The following is a 20782-nucleotide window of genomic DNA, read 5'->3' on the forward strand; positions in this document are numbered from 1 at the left end:
CGGCGCTGCCGCTATTCCGATCAATTCCTGGTGGGACAGGTCGGCGGCCAGTTCGCCTCGCGTTTTCCCGCCAGGAAGAATTCACCCGATTTGCCGTCCTTCGCGTCACGCGCGAACAGCCACGATTTGCCGGTCGGCGAATAGGTCGCTCCCGTCTCGCTGCCGTTTAGGTTGATTTCGGCGCCAAGCTTCGCCCGCGCCGACCAGCCGCGAGGCGTCCATTTGCTGACATAATAGCCGTCGCCGGTACCGAGCAGCATCGTCTTGCCGTCGGGCGAAATCAAAGGCTCATATTCGTCGGAAGCGCTGTTGACCGCGGGGCCGGCATTTTCGACGATCCATTTGCCGCCGCGATCCCGGCGCGCGCGCCAAATATCGGTCTTGCCCAAGCCGCCATGACGCGCCGACCCGAAATAGAGCCACCCGTCGGGCGCGAAACGCGGAAACCATTCCTGCGCAGTCGAATTGATCGGGGCGGGCAGGCGTTCGGGTGTCCCCCATTTGCCGTCGCGGCCGCGCGATACCCGCCAGATGTCCATGTCGGATCGCTTGATACCGTCGGTCGAACGGTTCGAGATGAACCATAAGCTGCGGCCGTGATCGGCGAATATCGGATCGGCCTCGACACCATCGCCCGCGATCGGTGCATCGACGGGTTCTTGCCAACCGTCGCGCCCGCATCGGCTGACCTTGATCCGCCAGCCGGTGAAATCGGGTTTCGAGCGGACGAACCATAAGTCTCCGTTCATCGGGTCGAACGCGGCATAGGCCTCGAACTGATCCGACGACACGCGCGGCGGCTGCCATGCGATCGGCGCCGAAGGAGCCGTCCCGCCGATCAGGACCATTGCAGACGCGACGAGAGCTGTCTTCACCGTGCCGGTCTCCATGCCCATTCCGGTCATTTTCCGCGATAACCGCGATAACATGGTGCCGCCGCGCAAGCGAGGGCGCCCATCCATAACCCGGCTTTAACGATGCCATGACTATGCGTGCGTGATGGGATCGACGGCGCCATCCATGTCTAGGGAAGATTTGTTCCTGAAGGCCAGGATCGACGCGATCTATTCGATCGCCTATCCGATGATCGGCATGGACCTGCTCGGGTCGGCGATGATGGCAGGGTTGTTCTGGCAAAAAGGCGGGGGGCTGTGGCTCACCCTCTGGGTCGCGGTGAGCGCGCTCGTCATCGGCGCCCGGGGCGTTGTCGCGGCGGCGTATCAATCGGGGCGGTTCAGCCATATTCCGCCACGCCGCTGGGCAGCCTCGCTGATAGGATTCTCCGCCGCCTCGGGCGTTGTCTGGGGCGCGGCCCTCGGGCTGATTGCCGCAACCGGCACCGACAATGAGGTCATGTTCGCGGTCTGCGTGTCGCTCAGCGGTCTGACCTTGTCGATCGTCCATGTCGCTTATTGGCCGATGTATGCCGCCTTCGAGTTGCCGGTGATGATCGCGGCGACGTGGGGATTCCTTGTCGGGAGCCGTCCCGGTCACTGGCTGTTGGGCGCCGCCGCGGCGGTGATGACAATCGTCCTGTTGAGTACCAGTCGCCGGCTCGCCGGCCAGGTGCTCCAGGCGCACAAGCTCGCTGCCGCCAACCAGGCGCTGGTCGAATCGCTCGGCGAGCGCGGAAAGGCACTCGAGCAGGCATGCGACGCGCTAGAACGCGTCAGCCGCACCGATCCGCTGACCGGGCTGGCCAATCGCCGCCAGCGCGACAGCCGCCTGGCCGACGAGTGGGAGCGGGGGCTGCGATCGGGCGGGCCGCTCGCAGTGGTTGCGATCGATGTCGATCACTTCAAGCGCTTCAATGACGCGCACGGTCATAGCGAAGGCGATCGCTGCCTCAAGGCGGTTGCCGAGATGCTTCAGGCAGGTCTTCGCGGACCGATCGATCTTGCTGCCCGCCATGGCGGTGAGGAATTCATGCTGATCCTGCCCGGGGTCGACCGCGCGGGCGCGGCCTCGATCGCGGAGCGGGTCCGCGTGATGGTCGCGACGTGCAGTAGCGATGCCGGCTTCGCGCTCCCCGAAAAGGTCACGATCAGCCTGGGAGTCGCGGCAATTCATCCGGCGCCGGGCCGCTCGGTCCACGAACTGACCATTGCCGCCGACGCTGCGCTATATCGTGCGAAAATGGCGGGACGAAACCGTTACGAGCTCGCCGCCATCGACAGCGTCGCCGCCGCCGCCTGAGAGTTCTTGCCAGCTTCGCTGGTTGCGGCACCGCCCTCCGTAGCCATTCCAACGACGCTTCGCGTCGCCGGAACCTTGGCCCGCTCCCCCCGCGCCCCCACCGACCGCCCATAACATATCCTGACTGGGTGGTCGGGTGGGGGAGCGGGCTGGTGCCGCATCCGTTTCAGCATAGCTGAAACGGACTCGAATAATTGCGAATCATTCTCACGGGTTCGAGGCCTTGCCCGACTCTGGGTGCCGTCCTAGAGACGCCGCAATGTTTCGCACCTGCGAGAGACAATAGTGGTCGATCTGTCACAATATCTGCCGATCCTGCTGTTCCTCGGCGTCGCGATCGCGCTGTCCAGCGCGTTCGTGTTCCTGCCGATGATCGCGTCCCGGTTCACCGGCACGCACCAGCCGAATCCGGAAAAGCTCAGCGAGTATGAATGCGGCTTTCCCGCGTTCGAGGACCCGCGCAGCCAGTTCGACGTCCGGTTCTACCTGATCGCGATCCTGTTCATCGTGTTCGATCTGGAAGCGGCGTTCATTTACCCCTGGGCAGTGAGCGTATTCTCGCTCGGCTGGACTGCGTGGATCAGCATGATGATCTTCATCGCAGAACTCGCGCTTGGCCTCGTCTATGCCTGGAAGAAGGGAGCGTTGGATTGGGAATGACCCCTTCGATTATCGGACATTCCGGCCCGGTCGAATTGCCGATGAGCACCAGCGGTCAGGCGGTGATTTCGCCCGACCAAGGTTTCTTCGACGGCCTGAACGGTGAGCTGCAGGACAAGGGCTTCCTTGTCGTCGGCGCCGAAGAGCTGTTCCAATGGGCCCGCACCGGCTCGTTGTGGTGGATGACCTTTGGCTTGGCGTGCTGCGCTGTCGAGATGATCCACGTCAACATGCCGCGCTACGATCTCGAACGCTTTGGCGCCGCGCCGCGCGCGAGCCCGCGCCAGTCCGACGTGATGATCGTCGCGGGCACCTTGTGCAACAAGATGGCGCCGGCGCTGCGCAAGGTCTACGACCAGATGTCGGAGCCCAAATACGTCATCTCGATGGGTAGCTGCGCCAATGGCGGCGGCTATTACCATTACAGCTACAGCGTTGTGCGCGGCTGCGACCGCATCGTGCCGGTCGATATCTACGTACCCGGCTGCCCGCCGACCGCCGAGGCCTTGCTTTACGGAATCATGCAGCTGCAGCGGAAAATCCGCCGCGCGGGGACGATTGAGCGGTGAAATCGGCTGCTCCCCTTTATGCGCCCAATGACGGCGTGATCGAAGTGGCCGAGAAGACGCTCGGCGGCCGCGTCCTGTCGAGCCTCGAAGCTGCGTACGAAGTGTCGTTCACCGTCGACCGCGACAGCCTGGTCGAGACGATGACCTTGCTGCGCGACACGCCCGGCCTCGAATATCAGCAGCTGATGGAGATCGCCGGGGTCGACTATCCCGACCGGGCGGACCGGTTCGAGGTGGTTTATTGCCTGCTCTCGCTGACGCGCAATCACCGCATCCGCGTCCATGTCCAGACTGACGAGATCAAGCCGGTTCCGTCGGTGACGGCGATCTGGCCGGTCGCCGGCTGGCTCGAGCGCGAAGTGTACGACATGTACGGCGTGCTATTCGACGGCAATCCCGACCTGCGCCGCATTCTGACCGATTACGGCTTTGTCGGTCATCCGCAGCGCAAGGACTTCCCGCTGACCGGTTATGTCGAGCTGCGCTATTCGGAAGAGTCCAAGCGCGTCGCCTATGAGCCGGTCAAGCTGGCGCAGGATTTCCGCACGTTCGACTTCATGAGCCCGTGGGAAGGCGCCGAATACATCCTGCCGGGTGACGAGAAGGCCGCAGCCGCGCCGCCGCCAGCTCCGCCTGCGCCACCGCCGGCCCAGCCCAAGACGACCGAGAGCACCGCGCAGAGCGGCGCAGGGAAGCCGGAAGCCGGCGCCAGTCCCAAGCCGGCTATGTCGCCTGCCAAAGCCGAAAAGGCCGAAGGCGGGGATCCCAAGCCCGCGCCGCCCGCCGCTGAAAAGCCCAAGCCAACGCGCGCGCGCAAGACCGCAGACGTCGCCGCGGCGCCTGAGGCCGCGAAGGCGCCATCGACAAGCAAGGTTGCCGCCAAACTGCGCGTGAAGCCGGATGCGCCGACCGCTGAGGCACCGGCCAAGCCGAGCCGCGCCAAGAAGAAGCCGGAGCCGAACAATGGCTGATACGCTCGACAAGATGCTGGGCGTGACCGACGCGGAGGACCCGACCGTCGGCGATGTCACGATCCAGAATTATACGATCAATTTCGGGCCGCAGCATCCGGCGGCGCACGGCGTGCTGCGCCTGGTGATGGAGCTCGACGGCGAGATTATCGAGCGGGTCGATCCGCATATCGGCCTGCTCCATCGCGGCACCGAGAAGCTGATCGAATACAAGACATACGCCCAGGCTTTGCCCTATTTCGACCGGCTCGATTATTGCTCGCCGCTGTGCATGGAGCACAGTTTCGTGCTCGCGGCGGAAAAGCTGCTCGACCTCGAAGTGCCGATCAGGGCGCAATATCTGCGCGTGTTCTTCGCCGAATTGACCAGAATTTCCAATCACATGCTGAACCTCGGGTCGCATGTGATGGATGTCGGCGCGATGACGCCGAACCTGTGGCTGTTCGAGATTCGCGAGGATTGCCTCAACTTCTTCGAGCGTGCCTCGGGCGCGCGGATGCACTCCAATTATTTCCGCGTCGGCGGCGTCCACCAGGACGTGCCGCTCAAGCTGCTGACCGACATCGCCGACTGGCTCGACACGCGCCTGCCGCGCTTGTTCGAGGATGCGATCAGCCTGGTCGCCGACAATCGCATCTTCAAGCAACGCAACGTCGATATCGCTGTCGTCAGCCGTGAGGATGCGGTGCGATGGGGCTTCTCCGGCCCGATGATCCGCGGCTCCGGCATTCCCTGGGATCTGCGCAAGTCGCAGCCCTATGACGCCTATGCCAGGATGGACTTCGATGTTCCCGTCGGCACGCGTGGCGACTGCTACGACCGTTTCATGGTGCGCGTCGAAGAGGTCCGCCAGTCGGCGCGGATCATGAAGCAGTGCCTCAACGAAATGCCCGACGGGCCGATCGCCAGCAGCGACCGCAAGGTGGTGCCGCCCAAGCGCGCCGAGATGAAACAGTCGATGGAAGCGCTGATCCATCACTTCAAGCTGTTCACCGAAGGCTATCGCGTCCCCGCCGGCGACGTCTATGTCGCGACCGAAAGCCCCAAGGGCGAGTTCGGCGTGTACCTGGTCGCCGACGGATCGAACAAGCCGTACCGCTGCAAGATCCGCCCGACCGCGTTCAGTCATTTGCAGGCGATGGATTTCATGTCGAAGGGCCACATGCTCGCCGACACCACCGCGATCCTGGGCGCGCTCGATATCGTTTTTGGTGAATGTGATCGCTAATGGCTGAAGCACCTCAAATCCCGGACGAAGCCGAAACCCGCGCACGCTGGGGCGATTTTGCATGGACGGCCGAGAATGCCGCCAAGGCGAAGGAAATCATCGGCCGCTATCCGCCGGGTCGTGCGCAATCGGCGTCGCTGCCGCTGCTGGATCTTGCCCAGCGCCAGGTCGGCTCGGATACCAAGACCCAGGGCTGGTTGCCGGTCCCGGTGATCGAGTTCGTCGCCAAGCAGATCGGCGTGCCGTACATGCGGGTGTACGAGGTCGCGACCTTCTACACGATGTTCAACATGGCGCCGGTCGGCCGCTATCACGTCCAGGTCTGCGGCACGACGCCGTGCATGCTGGCGGGCTCCGACGAGGTGCTGCGCGCGTGCAAGTCGAAGGGCTTGTCGAAGGGCCACACCACCGCCGACGGCCTGTTCACGCTGACCGAGGTCGAATGCCTGGGCGTCTGCGCCAATGCGCCGATGGTCCAGGTCAACGACGACAATTACGAGGACCTCGACTACGACCGCACGATCGCGGTGCTCGAGGCTTTGGCAAAGGGCGAACAGCCGCAGGTCGGGTCGCAGGTCGGCCGCCGTGCGAGCTGCCCTGAGGGTGGTCCGACCACGCTCAAGGAAATGGTCAGCGAGAACCACGATTACCGGGGGAGCTGGTAATGCGCGGCAACGTCAATCCGATCATCGCGATCTTCGCCATTATCGGCGCGCTGGTGATCCTGGGCCTGGTGCTGCGCGTGGCGTTCGCGCTGATCGGGCTCGCCCTGGTCGTCGGCGCGGTGCTGGTGATTTTCTATTTCGTCCAGAATGCGATGGGGAAGCGATAGATGCTCGCCGATAAGGATCGCATCTTCACCAATCTGTACGGCTTCCAGCCCTGGGGGCTGAAGGCGGCGCAGGCGCGTGGCGATTGGGACAATACCAAGAAACTGCTCGAGATCGGCGCCGACACGATCATCGACCGGATGAAGGCGTCGGGCTTGCGCGGGCGCGGCGGGGCAGGGTTCCCGACCGGTACCAAATGGGGCTTCATGCCCAAGGAGCCACGGCCCGATCGTCCGAATTTCCTGGTGATCAACGCCGACGAATCCGAACCCGGATCGTGCAAGGATCGCGAGATCATCCGCCACGATCCGCACAAGCTGATCGAAGGGGCGTTGGTCGCCGGTTTCGCGATGCGTGCGCGCGCCGCCTACATCTACATTCGCGGCGAATATATCCGCGAGGCGGAGACGCTCTTTGCCGCAGTCGCCGAGGCGTATGACGCCGGGCTGATCGGCAAGAACGCCTGCGGATCGGGCTATGATTTCGACGTCTTCGTCCATCGCGGTGCGGGCGCCTATATCTGCGGCGAAGAGACCGCGATGCTCGAAAGTCTCGAAGGCAAGAAGGGTCAGCCGCGGCTCAAGCCGCCATTTCCGGCGGGTGCCGGCCTCTATGGCTGCCCGACCACGGTCAACAATGTCGAATCGATCGCGGTAGCGCCGACCATCCTGCGGCGTGGTCCCGAATGGTTCGCCAGCTTCGGCGCCGAGAACAACCGCGGCACCAAGCTGTTCCAGATCAGCGGCCATGTGAACAGACCGTGCGTGGTCGAGGACGCGATGTCGATCCCGTTCCGCCAGTTGATCGAGGAACATTGCGGCGGCATTCGCGGCGGTTGGGACAATCTGCTCGCGGTAATCCCGGGCGGGTCGTCGGTGCCGTTGGTGCCGGCAGCGCAGATCATGGACTGCCCGATGGATTTCGACGGGCTCAAGGCGCTCGGCTCGGGCCTCGGCACGGCGGCGGTCATCGTCATGGACAAGTCGACCGACATCGTCCGCGCGATCAGCCGCATCAGCTATTTCTACAAGCATGAGAGCTGCGGCCAGTGCACGCCATGCCGCGAAGGCACCGGTTGGATGTGGCGCGTGATGGAACGGCTGCGCACCGGCGACGCCGATATCGGCGAGATCGACACCTTGTTCAACGTCACCAAGCAGATCGAAGGTCACACCATCTGCGCGCTGGGCGACGCCGCGGCCTGGCCGATCCAGGGCTTGATCCGTCATTTCCGCCCCGAACTCGAGCGCCGCATCGCCGAGCGTCAGGGCGGTGATTTTGCGCCCATGCAAGAGGCTGCCGAATAATGCCCAAAGTCAAAGTAGACGGGATCGAGGTCGAAGTCCCCGCCGGTGCGACGGTGCTCCAGGCGTGTGAGGCGGCCGGCAAGGAAATCCCGCGGTTCTGTTATCACGAGCGGCTGTCGATCGCCGGCAATTGCCGGATGTGCCTGGTCGAGGTGAAGCCGGGGCCGCCCAAGCCCCAGGCGTCGTGCGCGCTTCCCGCTGCCGACAATCAGGAGATTTTCACCAACACCCCGATGGTGAAGAACGCCCGCGAAGGGGTGATGGAATTCCTGCTGATCAACCATCCGCTCGATTGCCCGATCTGCGATCAGGGCGGCGAATGCGATCTGCAGGATCAGTCGATCGCTTATGGCCGCGGCAATTCGCGCTATACCGAGAACAAGCGCGCGGTGACCGAGAAGTATATGGGTCCGATCGTCAAGACGGTCATGACTCGCTGCATCCAGTGCACGCGCTGCATCCGCTTTGCCGAGGAAGTCGCCGGAGTCGAGGAGATCGGCGCGATTTATCGCGGCGAGGACATGCAGATCACCTCGTACCTCGAACAGGCGGTGACCAGCGAATTGTCGGGCAATGTCGTCGATTTGTGCCCGGTCGGCGCGCTGACCTCCAAGCCTTATGCCTTCGAGGCGCGGCCGTGGGAGCTCAAGAAGACGCTGTCGATCGACGTGATGGACGCGGTCGGCACCAACATCCGCCTCGACAGCCGCGGGCGTCAGGTGCTGCGCGCGCTGCCGCGCGTCAATGACGACGTCAATGAGGAATGGGCGACCGACAAGACCCGCCACGCGGTCGATGGCCTGGTCCGTCAGCGCCTCGACAAGCCCTATGTCCGCAAGCAGGGCAAGCTGGTCGCGGCGACGTGGGACGAGGCGTTCGCGGCAATCGCCGCGGTTAAGGCCGGCAACAGCGTCGCGGCGATCGCCGGCGACCTGGTCGATTGCGAGACGATGTTCGCGGCCAAGGCGCTGGTCACGGCGATGGGTGGCTCGCTGCTCGAAGGCCGCCAGACCGGCATGGATTACGACGTGTCGAACCTGGCCGCGGTCAATTTCAACACGACGATCGCCGGCGCCGAGACGGCCGACGCGATCCTGCTGGTTGGCACCAATCTGCGCTGGGAAGCGCCGCTGGTGAACACGCGCATTCGCAAGGCGATCAAGAAGGGCGCCAAGGTCTTCGCGATCGGGCCAGAGACCGATTTGACCTACAAGGTCGAGTGGCTCGGCAACGATCTGTCGCTGCTCGGCAAGCTGCCCAAGGCGGCAGCTGATGCGTTCAAGGACGCCCAGCGCCCGATGATTATCGTCGGCGGCGCGGCGCTCAAGGGTGGTCATGGCGCGGCGCTGGCGCTGGCCAAGACGCTTGGCGTGGTGAAGGACGGCTGGAACGGGTTCAACGTCGTCCATTTCTCCGCGGCGCGGATGGGCGGGCTGATGCTCGGCTATGCGCAAAAGGGCGGTATCGCGGACGTGGTCGCGGCCAGCCCGAAACTCGTCTTCCTGCTCGGTGCCGACGAGGTCGATTTCTCGAAGCTTTCCAATAGCTTCAAGGTCTATATCGGCCATCATGGCGACAAGGGCGCGGCGGCCGCCGATGTCGTCCTGCCGGGCGCGAGCTATGCCGAAAAGGCCGGCACCTTCGTCAATCTCGAAGGTCGCGTGCAGCGCGGCGAGCGCGCGGTATTCCCGCCGGGCGATGCGCGTGAGGATTGGACGATCCTGCGCGCTTTGTCGGAAAAGCTCGGCCAGACATTGCCGCTCGACACTTTCGAGGAGCTACGCGCGCAAATGGCGCTCGACGTTCCCGCGCTGGGCCAGGTTGGCCTCGTTAGCTTCGACTGGAACCCGCCGTCGCTCGACGCCAAGGGGTCGGGCGAGGTCGCCTATCCGATCAAGGACTTCTACCTGACCAACGCGATCTGCCGCGCGAGCCCAACGATGCAGCGATGCTCGTCGGAACTGCTCCATGGCCAAGCCTTTGCAGAGGCGGCGGAATGACCCGGCATATTTCCGTCATCCCGGCGAAGGCCGGGATCGCTGGCGGCTCTAGCGTCGCACTTTCGCCTGAGGCCCCGGCCTTCGCCGGGGCGACGATGTGTTTTGAGGCCGCAGCATGACCTCCTGGTTCACCTATCTCGGCATGGACTATGGCTGGGCATGGTTCGTCGCCACGATCATCGACATTCTGGTGATCGCGCTGCCGCTGATGCTGGCGGTGGCGATGATCATCTATGCCGATCGCAAGATCTGGGCGGCAATGGCGCTGCGTCGCGGCCCGAACGTGGTCGGTCCGCTCGGATTGCTGCAGTCGTTCGCCGATGGCCTCAAGGTCTTCCTGCAGGAAACGATCATCCCCTCGGCGGCGAACAAGGGCCTGTTCCTGCTCGCGCCGATCATCACCTTCACGGTCGCCTTGATCGTCTGGGCAGTGGTGCCGTTCCAGGCAGGCGTGGTGCTTGCCAATATCAATGTCGGCCTGCTCTACGTCCTCGCGGCGTCGAGCCTGGGCGTCTACGGCATCATCATCGCCGGCTGGGCGTCGAACTCGAAATATCCCTTCTATTCGGCGCTCCGAGCCGCGGCACAGATGGTGAGTTACGAAGTCTCGATCGGCTTCGTGCTGATCTCGGTGGTGCTGTGGAGCAAGAGCTTCAACCTCAGCGATATCGTTGAGGGGCAGAAGGCGATCTACACCTACTTCCCGATCAACGGCTATGGCTTCAACCTGCTGCTCTTCCCGATGGCGGTGGTGTTCTTCATCTCGTCGCTCGCCGAGACACAGCGTGCCCCGTTCGACCTGACCGAGGCGGAATCGGAACTCGTCGCGGGCTATCAGACCGAATATTCGTCGATGAGCTTCGCGCTCTACTGGCTCGGCGAATATGCCAACGTCATCCTGATGTGCGCGCTCAACTCGATCCTGTTCTGGGGCGGCTATCTGCCGCCGCTCGATTGGGCGCCGCTTTATTACGTCCCAGGGATCATCTGGTTGTTCGCCAAGATCCTGTTCTTCTTCTTCCTGTTCAGTTGGGTGAAGGCGACGGTGCCCCGGTACCGTTACGATCAGCTGATGCGGTTGGGCTGGAAGATATTCCTGCCGCTGTCGCTGTTCTGGGTGTTCCTGGTGTCCGGTTATCTGATGTTGACGCGTGTAGGAGTTGGATCATGAGCGTCGCCCAGATCATCAAATCGTTCACTTTGTGGGAGTTCATCAAGGCCCATGCGCTAACCTTCCGCTACATGTGGAAGGCCAAGGCGACGATCAATTATCCGTTCGAGAAGAACCCAATCTCGCCGCGTTTCCGCGGAGAGCATGCGCTGCGCCGTTATCCCAATGGCGAGGAGCGCTGCATCGCGTGCAAGCTTTGCGAGGCGATCTGCCCGGCGCTGGCGATCACGATCGAGGCCGAGCCGCGCGACGACGGCAGCCGGCGGACGACGCGCTACGACATCGACATGACCAAGTGCATCTATTGCGGGCTGTGCCAGGAAGCCTGTCCGGTCGATGCCATCGTCGAGGGTCCGAACTTCGAATTCGCCACCGAAACGCGCGAGGAGTTGATCTACGACAAGGCCAAGCTGCTCGACAATGGCGACCGCTGGGAGCGCGCGATCGCCGCGAACCTTGCCGCCGATGCACCGTACCGTTAAGCGCGCCGCAACAGTGGGACGCAGCATGATTCACCCCAATCCCGTCATCCGAGCGAACGCTGGGATCTCGCGCGGCCCTTGCGTCGCGACATCGCTTGAGGCCCCAGCTTTCGCTGGGGTGACGGTGCAGTAATGATCCAGGCAATCGCCTTTTACCTGTTCGCCGCCGTGGTGTTGCTGTCGGGTGCGATGACGATCACGTCGCGCAACCCGGTGCATTCGGTGCTGTGGCTGATTCTCGCGTTCTTCAACGCCGCGGGCCTGATGCTGCTGTGCGGCGCCGAGTTCATCGCGATGCTGTTGGTTATCGTCTATGTCGGCGCGGTCGCGGTGCTGTTCCTGTTCGTCGTGATGATGCTCGACATCGACTTCGCCGAACTGCGCGCCGGTTTTGTGCGCTACGCGATGATTGGCCTTGCCTTTGCGGTTTTGCTGGCGGCTGAAGTAGTTATCGCCCTCCTGGGGTGGTCGGCGGGGGGCCTCAAGCTCGATCAGCGCATCGCGCCGACGCCCGACAAGATGTCCAATATCGAGGCGATCGGGCATCTGCTCTATTCACATTATCTGTTCGTGTTCGAAGGTGCCGGCCTGGTGCTGCTCGTGGCGATGATCGGTGCGATCGTGCTGACGCATCGCGCACGTGGCGGGGTCAAGGGTCAGAAGATCAGCCGTCAGGTCGCCCGCCGTCCACAGGACGCGACGCGCAACATGCAGCCGCCGGTCGGCCAGGGGGTGGAATTGTGATCGGCCTGACGCATTATCTGGTCGTCGCCGCGATCCTGTTCGGGATGGGCGTGCTCGGCCTGATCGCCAACCGCAAGAATCTGATCATCATGCTGATGTCGATCGAGCTGATCCTGCTCGCGGTGAACCTCAACTTCGTCGCCTTCTCGGCCTATCTGCACGATCTGGTCGGTCAGGTGTTCGCGATGTTCGTGCTGACCGTCGCCGCGGGCGAGGCGGCGATCGGGCTCGCCATTCTGGTGATCTATTTCCGCGGGCGCGGGACCATCGCGGTCGACGATGCTAACCGGATGAAGGGGTGAGCGCGTGATCACGATCCAGCTCATCGTCTTCCTGCCGCTGCTGGCTGCCATCATTGCCGGCCTCGGCAATCGCGCGATCGGCAATGTGCCGGCCAAGGTGCTGACCACCGGCGCGTTGTTCGCGTCGTGCGCGCTCAGCTGGCCGATCTTCATCCATTATCTGACCGGCGGCGATCCCTATCCGGTGACCCAGGTGGTCACCTGGATGAAGTCGGGCGATCTCGACGTCTCCTGGGCACTCCGCGTCGACGCGCTGACCGCGGTGATGCTGGTGGTGATCACCAGCGTCTCGGCGCTCGTCCACCTCTATTCCTGGGGGTATATGGACGAGGATCCCGACCAGCCGCGGTTCTTCGCCTATCTGTCGCTGTTTACCTTCGCGATGCTGATGCTGGTGACGGCCAACAACCTGGTCCAGATGTTCTTCGGCTGGGAAGGCGTCGGTCTCGCCAGCTATCTGCTGATCGGCTTCTGGTTCAAGAAGCCGAGCGCCAATGCCGCGGCGATCAAGGCGTTCGTGGTCAACCGCGTCGGCGACCTCGGTTTCATGCTCGGCATTTTCGGCACGTTCCTGGTGTTCGGCACCGTCTCGATCCCGGAGATCCTGGCCGCCGCGCCGCATCTGGCGGGCTCGACGATCGGCTTCCTCGGCTATCGCTTCGACACGATGACGGTGCTGTGCCTGTGCCTGTTCGTCGGTGCGATGGGTAAATCGGCGCAGCTCGGCCTCCACACCTGGTTGCCCGACGCGATGGAAGGCCCGACCCCGGTGTCGGCGCTGATCCACGCCGCGACCATGGTCACCGCCGGCGTGTTCATGGTCTGCCGCCTGTCGCCGATGTTCGAGACCAGCGAGGTCGCGCTCGACTTCATCGTCTTCATCGGCGCCGCCACCTGTATCTTTGCCGCGACGATTGGTACGTGCCAGAACGACATCAAGCGCGTCATCGCCTATTCGACTTGCTCGCAGCTCGGCTACATGTTCTTCGCGGCCGGCAGCGGCGCGTACGGCGCGGCGATGTTCCACTTGTTCACGCACGCTTTCTTCAAGGCGCTGCTGTTCCTCGGCGCCGGCTCGGTGATCCATGCGATGCACCACGAGCAGGACATGCGTTTCTATGGGGGCCTTCGGAAGCAGATCCCGCTCACCTTCTGGGTGATGTTGCTGGGCACGCTGGCGATCACTGGCGTCGGCATTCCCGGCGTGTTCGGCCTGCCGCAGATCGGGTTCGCCGGCTTCCATTCGAAGGACGGTATCCTCGAGCTGGCTTACGCTTCGGGCCGCGGCACCGGCGCGTTCTGGGTCGGTATCCTGGCGGCGCTGCTGACCAGCTTCTATTCGTGGCGGCTGATGTTCCTGACCTTCTGGGGCAAGCCGCGCTGGATTCAGTCCGAGCATATCCAGCACGCAGTGCATGACGATCACGGCCACGGCCATGATGATCATGCCCATGCTCACGATGCTCATCACGACCATGCGCATGGCGACGGCACTGGCGGTTATCATCCGCATGAGAGCCCGTGGACGATGCTGGTTCCGCTGATTCTGCTGGCGACCGGCGCTGTGCTCGCGGGCTTCGTCTTCCACGGCTGGTTCATCGAGCCGGATTCGGGCGAGCGTTTTTGGCGCGGCGCGATCGCGTTCAACGAGCATCTCTACCATTCGGCGCACGAGGTGCCCGTCTGGGTGAAGCTGTCGGCGACATTCGTGATGCTGCTCGGGCTGGCCGGCGCGTGGATGGCCTATATCTGGCGCACCGATATCCCCGCGCGCTTCACGAGCACGTTCCGGCTGCTCTACGATTTCGTCTACAACAAATGGTATTTCGACGAGCTCTACAACCTGCTGTTCGTCCGTCCGGCCTTCGCGTTCGGCCGCCTGTTCTGGAAGGCTGGTGACGAGGGCCTGATCGATCGCTTCGGGCCCAACGGCTCGGCCTGGGTGGTATCGCTCGGCAGCCGCGTCACTGGGCGTCTGCAAACCGGATATGTCTACACTTATGCCTTCGTCATGCTGATCGGCCTGACCGCCGCCGTTACCTGGGCGATCGCGCAATGAGCGGCATTCTGTCCCTGATGCTCGCCATCCCCGCCATCGCGGCGGTGGCGTGCCTGTTCCTGAGCGCGAATGGAGCCCGTTGGCTGGCGTTGGTCGCCACGTTGCTCGACCTCCTGCTCGGCGCGGTATTGTGGAGCCAGTTCCAGATCGGCGGCCCGCAATGGCAATTCGTCGAGAATGTGCCGCTGTTCGGCACCTTCAACTGGGCGCTTGGCATCGACGGCTTTGCCTTGCTGCTGATCGAGCTGTCGGTGTTCCTGATGCCGATCTGCATCGGCGCGAGCTGGGAATCGATCCAGAAGCGCGTGCCCGAGTACATGGCGGCGTTCCTGCTGACCGAAGTACTGATGATCGGCACCTTCGCGGCGCAGGATCTGTTCCTGTTCTACATCTTCTTCGAAGGTGGCCTGATCCCGATGTTCCTGATCATCGGTATCTGGGGCGGCGCCAACCGCATCTATGCGTCGTACAAATTCTTCCTCTACACCTTGCTCGGCTCGCTGCTGATGCTGGTGGCTATGCTGTGGATGGTCAACGAAGCGCACACGACCAGCATCCCGTTGCTGCTCAACCACGATTTCCCGGTCCATGCCCAGACCTGGCTCTGGCTGGCGTTCTTCGCGTCGTTCGCGGTCAAGATGCCGATGTGGCCGGTCCACACCTGGCTTCCCGACGCGCACGTCCAGGCGCCCACTGCCGGGTCAGTGATCCTGGCCGGCGTGCTGCTGAAGCTCGGCGGCTATGGTTTCCTGCGCTTCTCGGTGCCGATGTTCCCCGAAGCGTCGTCCAGCCTGGTCTGGCTGGTGTTCGGCCTGTCGGCGGTGGCGGTGATCTATACCTCGCTGGTCGCTTTGGTGCAGTCCGACATGAAGAAGCTAATCGCTTATTCATCGGTCGCGCACATGGCGATCGTGACGATCGGCCTGTTCGCCTTCAACCAGCAGGGCATCGAAGGCGGGATGATGGTAATGCTGGGCCATGGCCTGGTGTCGGGCGCGCTCTTCTTGTGCGTCGGCATCATCTACGACCGCCTGCATACCCGCGAGATCGCGCGCTACGGCGGCCTCGCCATCAATATGCCGCGCTACGCCTTGTTCTTCATGCTGTTCACGATGGCGTCGGTCGGCCTGCCGGGCACCAGCAACTTCGTCGGCGAATTCCTGAGCCTGGCCGGCACCTACAAGGTGTCGACGACGATTACCTTGCTTTGCACTACCGGCATCATCCTGGGCGCGGCCTACATGCTTTACCTCTATCGCCGCGTCGTGTTCGGCGAGCTCAAGTTCGACGACGTCAAGGCGATGACCGATCTCAGTCCGCGTGAAATCGCGCTGCTGGTGCCGCTCGCGGCCGCCGTGTTGTGGATGGGCGTCTATCCCGAAAGCTTCCTCGCGCCGATGCGCGGCGACGTGAAGGTCCTGCTACAGCGGATCGATCGCGCCCAGCCGGCCGGCGACGCCCGGCCGACTCCGCCCAAGAATCCTCAGGTTAGGGCCGGGGAGGGCCACGCGTAATGGATTGGATCGCTTCGCTTCAGGCGACGCTTCCTGAATTGGTCCTGTCGGTCGGCGCGCTGGCGCTGATGCTGGTTGCCGCCTGGGGCGGGCAGGGCTCGACCCGTGCGGTCAGCTGGACCGCGGTCGCGGTGCTGCTCGGCGCGGGCATCGCCCTCGCTGGGCCGGCTTCCTACGCCGGGGTGGTATTCGACGGCCTGTATCGGGCCGATGCCTTCGCTGCCTTCTCCAAGGTGCTGATCTACGTCGCCGCCGCCGTCTCGATCGTGATCGCGCCGCGTTTCTTCGCGCGCGGCGACGGCGACAGTCTCCATCCCGAATATCCGGTGCTGATCCTGTTGTCGGCGGCAGGCATGGGAATGATGGTCTCGGCTGGCGACCTGCTGACGCTCTATGTCGGACTCGAACTGCAGAGCCTCGCGGCCTATGTGCTCGCGAGCTTCATGCGCCGCGATCAGCGTTCGGCCGAAGCCGGCCTCAAATATTTCGTGCTGGGCGCGCTCGCTTCGGGCGTCCTGCTCTATGGGATCAGCCTGGTCTACGGCTTCTCGGGCACGACGCTCTTCACCGATATCGCCAAGAGCTATGCCCATATCATCCCTGGCCAGCATCATTTCGGGCTGACCTTCGGTCTGGTGTTCGTGTTCGCCGGCCTGGCGTTCAAGATGTCGGCGGTGCCCTTCCATATGTGGACGCCCGACGTCTATGAAGGCGCACCGACGCCGGTGACGACCTTCTTCGCCTCGGCGCCCAAGGTCGCTGCGGTGGCGCTGGGCGTGCGCGTCGCGATCGAGGCGATGGGGCCGGCGATCGGCGAATGGCGCCAGATCGTGATCTTCGCCAGCCTCGCCTCGATCATCTTCGGCGCGGTCGCCGCGATCGGGCAGAAGAACGTCAAGCGCCTGCTCGCTTATTCGTCGATCAACAATGTCGGCTTTCTCCTCGTCGGTCTGGCCGCGGGGACGCAGGAAGGCGTCTCGTCGGTGCTGATCTACCTGACCATCTATGTCGCAATGACTCTGGGCGGCTTCCTGATCGTGCTCCAGATGCGCGATGCGGACGGCAACCCGGTTGAGACGATCGACAGCCTGTCCGGTATGTCCGAAACGCGCCCTGGCCTAGCCGCGGCGATGGCGGTGTTCATGTTCTCGCTTGCCGGCATCCCGCCGCTGCTCGGTTTCTTTGCCAAGCTGGCGGTATTCCAGGCGGCGGTTAGCGCCGGGTTGTATCCGCTGGCGGTGGTCGGCTTCGTCGCCTCGGTGATCGGCGCTTATTATTATCTGCGGATCGTCAAGGTGATGTATTTCGACAATCCGGCGCCGGCGTTCCAGCGCAGCAACGCGCTGGTCGAATATGGCCTGATCACGCTGCTGGCGCTGTTCATCTCGCCGGTCGGCTGGTTCGCGCTCAAGCCGCTCGGTATCGCGACGATGGCGGCGGCGAAGGCGCTGTTCTGATCGCCGAGATCAGCGGCCGTATCCGCACCGTCGCGGAAACCGGCTCGACCAACGCCGACATGGTCGCGCTCGCGACATCCGGCCAGGAAGAAGGCGTGTGGTTGCGCGCCGAGCGCCAGACGGTGGGACGCGGGCGGATGGGCCGATCCTGGGTGTCGCCGCCGGGCAATCTCTACGCGAGCACGCTGGTCCGTATTCGCCCGAACGATCCGCCGGCAGCAACGCTCGCTTTGGTCGCCGCGGTTGCGCTCGAAGAAACGGTCTCGGCCTATATTCCCGGCAAGGCAGCGCTCAAATGGCCCAACGATGTGTTGATCCATGGCGCCAAACTGTCTGGCGTGCTGCTCGAGCGCGCGGGCGATGCTGTGGTGATCGGGATCGGGGTCAATCTGGCGCATTACCCGACCGATATCGAGCGCCCCGCTACCAGCCTCGCCGCTCATAACGCCGCCGTCGCACCGGAAGATTTTATCGAAACACTAGCCGAGGCGTTCGCGCGTTGGATCGAATGCTGGCGCGGGCAGGGGATCGACGCGATCCGTCGCCGCTGGGTCGCCCATGCGCATCCGACCGGCACGCCGCTCAACGTCCGCCTGCCCGATGGGCCCGCGATCGATGGACTGTTCGACGGGCTCGATCCCGACGGCGCGCTCATCCTTCGCTTGGCGGACGGCACGCGGCGTGTCATTCACGCGGGCGACGTGTTCCTGCTCTAGAGAGAGGCAAATCCATGCTGCTCGCGATTGACGCCGGCAACACCAATGTCGTTTTCGCGCTGCTCGATGGGCACGAGGTGAAAGGGCGATGGCGCATCGCCACCGATCCTCGCCGCACGGCGGACGAATATGCCGTGTGGCTGACCCAATTGCTGAGCATCGAAGGCTATGATCGCAGCCAGGTCGATGGCGTGATCATCTCGACCGTGGTCCCGCGCGCGACGCACAATCTGCAGTGGCTGGCGGAGAAATATTTCAAGACGGATGCGCTGATCGCCGGGCAGAAGCCGGTCGAATGGGGCATGGCGATCGACGTGCAGGAGCCGCAAAGCCTGGGCGCCGACCGTGCGGTCAACGCCATCGCCGCGCACGCGCTGCACGAAGGCGATCTGATCGTGATCGATTTCGGCACCGCCAGCACGATCGACTGGATCGACTTTCGCGGCGCGTACAAGGGCGGGATTATCGCCCCGGGGATCAATCTGTCGCTCGACGCGCTGGTCAGCGCCGCCGCCAAGCTGCCGCGGATCGCGATCGAGGCGCCGGCCGATCCGACCGTCATTGGCCGCGACACGGTCAGCCAGATGAATATCGGCATCTATTGGGGCTATATCGCGATGATCGAGGGGCTGGTCGCGCGGATGAAGGCCGAAATCGGCCGCCCGGCCAAGGTGATCGCCACCGGCGGACTCGCGGTGCTGTTCGAGCAGCATACCGGCGTGTTCGACGTGATTGAGCCCGATCTGACCATCCAGGGGCTGGCCATGATGTGGGAACGAGCGCAGCAATAGCCGTCACCCCAGCCAAAGCGGGGTCTCGTGCGATCTCATCCGTCATCCCGGCGACGGTCGGGATCTCAGGCGAAGGCGCGACAAGGCTTGAGATCCCAGCTTTCGCTGGGATGACGTACAATGAATAACGATTAGGAATTGAAGTGACACCAGGTAAGGAACTGCTCTTCGTCGCGCTCGGCGGGTCGGGCGAAATCGGCATGAACGTCAACCTCTACGGTTGTCAGGGCAAATGGCTGATGGTCGACATGGGCGTGACCTTCGCCGACCCTGCTTATCCGGGCGTCGAGATCATCCTGCCCGACCTCCAGTTCATCGAGGAACAGCGCGCCAACCTAGTCGGTGTGGTGCTGACGCACGGGCATGAGGATCACATCGGGGCTCTGCCCTATCTCGCCGACGATCTCGGTGCGCCGCTGTTCGCCAGCAAGTTCACCGCCGGGCTGATCCGCGGCAAGCTCGAGGAAGAAGGCGTCCAGGACCGCGTCGAGTTGAACGTGGTCGAGCCGAATGCGGTGATCGACCTCGGGCCGTTCAAGTTCCACTTTGTCCCGCTGGCGCATTCGATTCCGGAGGCGAGCGCGCTGCTGATCGAGACGCCCTACGGCAAGATATTCCACACCGGAGACTGGAAGCTCGATAGCAGCGATGCGGTGCTCGGCACGCCGTCGACCCCCGAGCAACTGAGCGCTGTCGGCGATGAAGGCGTGCTCGCGCTCGTCTGCGATTCGACCAATGTCTTCAATCCGCAGGCATCGGGCACTGAATCGAGCGTTCGCGACGGGCTCATCGACGCGGTGAAGAAGGCGAGGGGCAGGGTGGTCGTCACCACCTTCGCGTCGAACGCCGCGCGCCTCCAGACGCTGGGTGAGGTCGCCAAGGCGACGAAGCGCAAGATCTGCGTCACCGGCCGCTCGCTCGACCGTATCCTGATGGTGGCGCGCGCCAATGGCTATTTGAAGAGCTTTCCCGACCCGATCTCGCCCGAAGCGGCGATGGCGCTACCGGGTCGCGACGTCCTGGTGGTGGCGACGGGCGGGCAGGGCGAACCGCGAGCCGCGCTCGGGCGCATCGCCGACGGCACGCACCCGATCAAGCTCGTCGCGGGCGACACGGTGGTCTTCTCGTCGAAGCAGATCCCGGGCAACGAACTCGCGATCGGCCGCATCCAGAACCAGCTCGCCGCTGCCGGCGTCGAAATGGTCACCGAGCGGCAGGAGCATGTCCATGTCTCCGGCCATCCGGGACGCCCCGAGCTCGAAGCAATGTACGGCTGGATCCGTCCGCAATTGCTCGTGCCGGTGCATGGCGAGATGCGGCACATGATGGAGCAGGCGCGGTTCGGCCTGTCTAAGGGCATTCCCCAGGCGCTGGTGCAGAGCGACGGCGACATCGTCCGCCTCGCCCCCGGCAAACCCGAAAAGCTCGGCCATGCCACCGTCGGCCGCTTGATGCTCGATGGTGACGTCATCCTTCCCGCCGACGGCGCGACGATGAACGAGCGCCGCCGGGTCGCGACTTATGGCCAGATGTCGGTTGCGGTGGCGATCGACCGCAACAACCGCCTGATCGGCGTACCGCGCGTCGGGCTGCAGGGCATTCCGGTCGAGGAGGATCGCGAGGCGTTCATCGACGAGGCGATCGATGCCGCCGCGGAAGTGGTGAAAAAGCATCGCGGCGATCTGCCGGCGCTGCGCGAAAGCCTGCGTCTCGGCGTCCGCCGCGTCGCGACTCGCTGGACCGGCAAAAAGCCCGTGGTCGATGTGCTGGTAATTGAGGCCTGAT

Annotated in this window: 20 protein-coding genes; 19 read left to right on the top strand and 1 reads right to left on the bottom strand. The window is 63.8% G+C overall.

Annotated features, from left to right (window positions below; genetic code table 11):
• Positions 1 to 20: 20 nt before the first annotated feature.
• Entirely contained in the window at positions 21 to 875 is an 855-nt protein-coding gene (locus SAS01S_RS03370; protein ID WP_218016242.1) for a TolB family protein, read from the bottom strand.
• 145 nt (positions 876 to 1020) lie between these two features.
• Here SAS01S_RS03370 and SAS01S_RS03375 point away from each other — a divergent pair, with 145 nt between their 5' ends.
• The 19 genes from SAS01S_RS03375 to SAS01S_RS03460 all read left to right on the top strand — a co-directional run bounded on the left by SAS01S_RS03375 (position 1021) and on the right by SAS01S_RS03460 (position 20781).
• Complete coding sequence (locus SAS01S_RS03375; protein WP_169804894.1) at positions 1021 to 2196, top strand: GGDEF domain-containing protein; 1176 nt, start codon at positions 1021 to 1023, stop codon at positions 2194 to 2196.
• 285 nt (positions 2197 to 2481) lie between these two features.
• Positions 2482 to 2856 (top strand): NADH-quinone oxidoreductase subunit A, encoded by a 375-nt coding sequence (locus SAS01S_RS03380; protein ID WP_066804807.1) that lies wholly within the window; start codon positions 2482 to 2484, stop codon positions 2854 to 2856.
• Between the two features lie 41 nt (positions 2857 to 2897).
• A complete protein-coding gene (locus tag SAS01S_RS03385) occupies positions 2898 to 3425 on the top strand; it encodes a NuoB/complex I 20 kDa subunit family protein (protein WP_066804942.1) in 528 nt (175 codons plus the stop codon).
• On the top strand, positions 3422 to 4396 hold the full coding sequence (locus tag SAS01S_RS03390; RefSeq protein WP_066804809.1) for an NADH-quinone oxidoreductase subunit C: 975 nt from the start codon (positions 3422 to 3424) through the stop codon (positions 4394 to 4396). Before SAS01S_RS03385 ends, SAS01S_RS03390 begins: the two co-directional genes overlap by 4 nt.
• Positions 4389 to 5624, top strand: a complete 1236-nt coding sequence (locus tag SAS01S_RS03395; protein ID WP_066804819.1) for an NADH-quinone oxidoreductase subunit D — start codon at positions 4389 to 4391, stop codon at positions 5622 to 5624. Before SAS01S_RS03390 ends, SAS01S_RS03395 begins: the two co-directional genes overlap by 8 nt.
• Positions 5624 to 6289 (top strand): complex I 24 kDa subunit family protein, encoded by a 666-nt coding sequence (locus SAS01S_RS03400; protein ID WP_066804821.1) that lies wholly within the window; start codon positions 5624 to 5626, stop codon positions 6287 to 6289. The genes SAS01S_RS03395 and SAS01S_RS03400 overlap by 1 nt, the downstream gene beginning before the upstream one ends.
• Positions 6289 to 6456, top strand: coding sequence for a hypothetical protein (locus SAS01S_RS22380; RefSeq protein ID WP_157082648.1), 168 nt, complete (start codon positions 6289 to 6291; stop codon positions 6454 to 6456). Before SAS01S_RS03400 ends, SAS01S_RS22380 begins: the two co-directional genes overlap by 1 nt.
• Positions 6457 to 7761, top strand: a complete 1305-nt coding sequence (gene nuoF, locus SAS01S_RS03405; RefSeq protein WP_066804823.1) for an NADH-quinone oxidoreductase subunit NuoF — start codon at positions 6457 to 6459, stop codon at positions 7759 to 7761.
• The gene (gene nuoG, locus SAS01S_RS03410) at positions 7761 to 9761 is read left to right on the top strand and encodes an NADH-quinone oxidoreductase subunit NuoG (RefSeq protein ID WP_066804825.1); all 2001 of its coding nucleotides are present in this window, start codon (positions 7761 to 7763) and stop codon (positions 9759 to 9761) included. The genes nuoF and nuoG overlap by 1 nt, the downstream gene beginning before the upstream one ends.
• A gap of 115 nt (positions 9762 to 9876) precedes the next feature.
• Positions 9877 to 10932: an NADH-quinone oxidoreductase subunit NuoH gene (gene nuoH / locus SAS01S_RS03415; protein ID WP_066804827.1), complete on the top strand. Its 1056-nt coding sequence runs from the start codon at positions 9877 to 9879 to the stop codon at positions 10930 to 10932.
• The gene (gene nuoI / locus SAS01S_RS03420; protein ID WP_066804838.1) at positions 10929 to 11414 is read left to right on the top strand and encodes an NADH-quinone oxidoreductase subunit NuoI; all 486 of its coding nucleotides are present in this window, start codon (positions 10929 to 10931) and stop codon (positions 11412 to 11414) included. The genes nuoH and nuoI overlap by 4 nt, the downstream gene beginning before the upstream one ends.
• A gap of 132 nt (positions 11415 to 11546) precedes the next feature.
• The gene (locus SAS01S_RS03425; RefSeq protein ID WP_066804841.1) at positions 11547 to 12158 is read left to right on the top strand and encodes an NADH-quinone oxidoreductase subunit J; all 612 of its coding nucleotides are present in this window, start codon (positions 11547 to 11549) and stop codon (positions 12156 to 12158) included.
• A complete protein-coding gene (gene nuoK / locus SAS01S_RS03430) occupies positions 12155 to 12460 on the top strand; it encodes an NADH-quinone oxidoreductase subunit NuoK (protein ID WP_066592512.1) in 306 nt (101 codons plus the stop codon). The genes SAS01S_RS03425 and nuoK overlap by 4 nt, the downstream gene beginning before the upstream one ends.
• Positions 12461 to 12464: 4 nt before the next feature.
• Positions 12465 to 14519 (top strand): NADH-quinone oxidoreductase subunit L, encoded by a 2055-nt coding sequence (nuoL, locus tag SAS01S_RS03435; RefSeq protein WP_066804844.1) that lies wholly within the window; start codon positions 12465 to 12467, stop codon positions 14517 to 14519.
• Entirely contained in the window at positions 14516 to 16033 is a 1518-nt protein-coding gene (locus SAS01S_RS03440) for an NADH-quinone oxidoreductase subunit M (protein WP_066804848.1), read from the top strand. The genes nuoL and SAS01S_RS03440 overlap by 4 nt, the downstream gene beginning before the upstream one ends.
• The gene (gene nuoN, locus SAS01S_RS03445) at positions 16033 to 17490 is read left to right on the top strand and encodes an NADH-quinone oxidoreductase subunit NuoN (RefSeq protein ID WP_066804850.1); all 1458 of its coding nucleotides are present in this window, start codon (positions 16033 to 16035) and stop codon (positions 17488 to 17490) included. The genes SAS01S_RS03440 and nuoN overlap by 1 nt, the downstream gene beginning before the upstream one ends.
• Positions 17491 to 17510: 20 nt before the next feature.
• The gene (locus SAS01S_RS03450) at positions 17511 to 18206 is read left to right on the top strand and encodes a biotin--[acetyl-CoA-carboxylase] ligase (protein WP_157082649.1); all 696 of its coding nucleotides are present in this window, start codon (positions 17511 to 17513) and stop codon (positions 18204 to 18206) included.
• A gap of 14 nt (positions 18207 to 18220) precedes the next feature.
• Positions 18221 to 18997, top strand: a complete 777-nt coding sequence (locus SAS01S_RS03455) for a type III pantothenate kinase (protein WP_066804854.1) — start codon at positions 18221 to 18223, stop codon at positions 18995 to 18997.
• Positions 18998 to 19140: 143 nt separating this feature from the next.
• On the top strand, positions 19141 to 20781 hold the full coding sequence (locus SAS01S_RS03460) for a ribonuclease J (RefSeq protein WP_066804856.1): 1641 nt from the start codon (positions 19141 to 19143) through the stop codon (positions 20779 to 20781).
• Position 20782 lies beyond the last annotated feature (1 nt).

The sequence above is a fragment of the Sphingomonas asaccharolytica NBRC 15499 genome (genome assembly GCF_001598355.1).
GTDB lineage: Bacteria > Pseudomonadota > Alphaproteobacteria > Sphingomonadales > Sphingomonadaceae > Sphingomonas > Sphingomonas asaccharolytica.

Bases quoted from the DNA above. Each gene is read 5' to 3' on its own strand.
- SAS01S_RS03375 (WP_169804894.1), top strand. From the start codon at position 1,021: ATGTCTAGGGAAGATTTGTTCCTGAAGGCCAGGATCGACGCGATCTAT.
- nuoH (WP_066804827.1), top strand. From the start codon at position 9,877: ATGACCTCCTGGTTCACCTATCTCGGCATGGACTATGGCTGGGCATGG.
- SAS01S_RS03455 (WP_066804854.1), top strand. From the start codon at position 18,221: ATGCTGCTCGCGATTGACGCCGGCAACACCAATGTCGTTTTCGCGCTG.
- SAS01S_RS03395 (WP_066804819.1), top strand. From the start codon at position 4,389: ATGGCTGATACGCTCGACAAGATGCTGGGCGTGACCGACGCGGAGGAC.
- nuoF (WP_066804823.1), top strand. From the start codon at position 6,457: ATGCTCGCCGATAAGGATCGCATCTTCACCAATCTGTACGGCTTCCAG.
- SAS01S_RS03440 (WP_066804848.1), top strand. From the start codon at position 14,516: ATGAGCGGCATTCTGTCCCTGATGCTCGCCATCCCCGCCATCGCGGCG.
- nuoI (WP_066804838.1), top strand. From the start codon at position 10,929: ATGAGCGTCGCCCAGATCATCAAATCGTTCACTTTGTGGGAGTTCATC.
- SAS01S_RS03385 (WP_066804942.1), top strand. From the start codon at position 2,898: ATGAGCACCAGCGGTCAGGCGGTGATTTCGCCCGACCAAGGTTTCTTC.
- SAS01S_RS22380 (WP_157082648.1), top strand. From the start codon at position 6,289: ATGCGCGGCAACGTCAATCCGATCATCGCGATCTTCGCCATTATCGGC.
- SAS01S_RS03400 (WP_066804821.1), top strand. From the start codon at position 5,624: ATGGCTGAAGCACCTCAAATCCCGGACGAAGCCGAAACCCGCGCACGC.
- SAS01S_RS03425 (WP_066804841.1), top strand. From the start codon at position 11,547: ATGATCCAGGCAATCGCCTTTTACCTGTTCGCCGCCGTGGTGTTGCTG.
- nuoN (WP_066804850.1), top strand. From the start codon at position 16,033: ATGGATTGGATCGCTTCGCTTCAGGCGACGCTTCCTGAATTGGTCCTG.
- nuoG (WP_066804825.1), top strand. From the start codon at position 7,761: ATGCCCAAAGTCAAAGTAGACGGGATCGAGGTCGAAGTCCCCGCCGGT.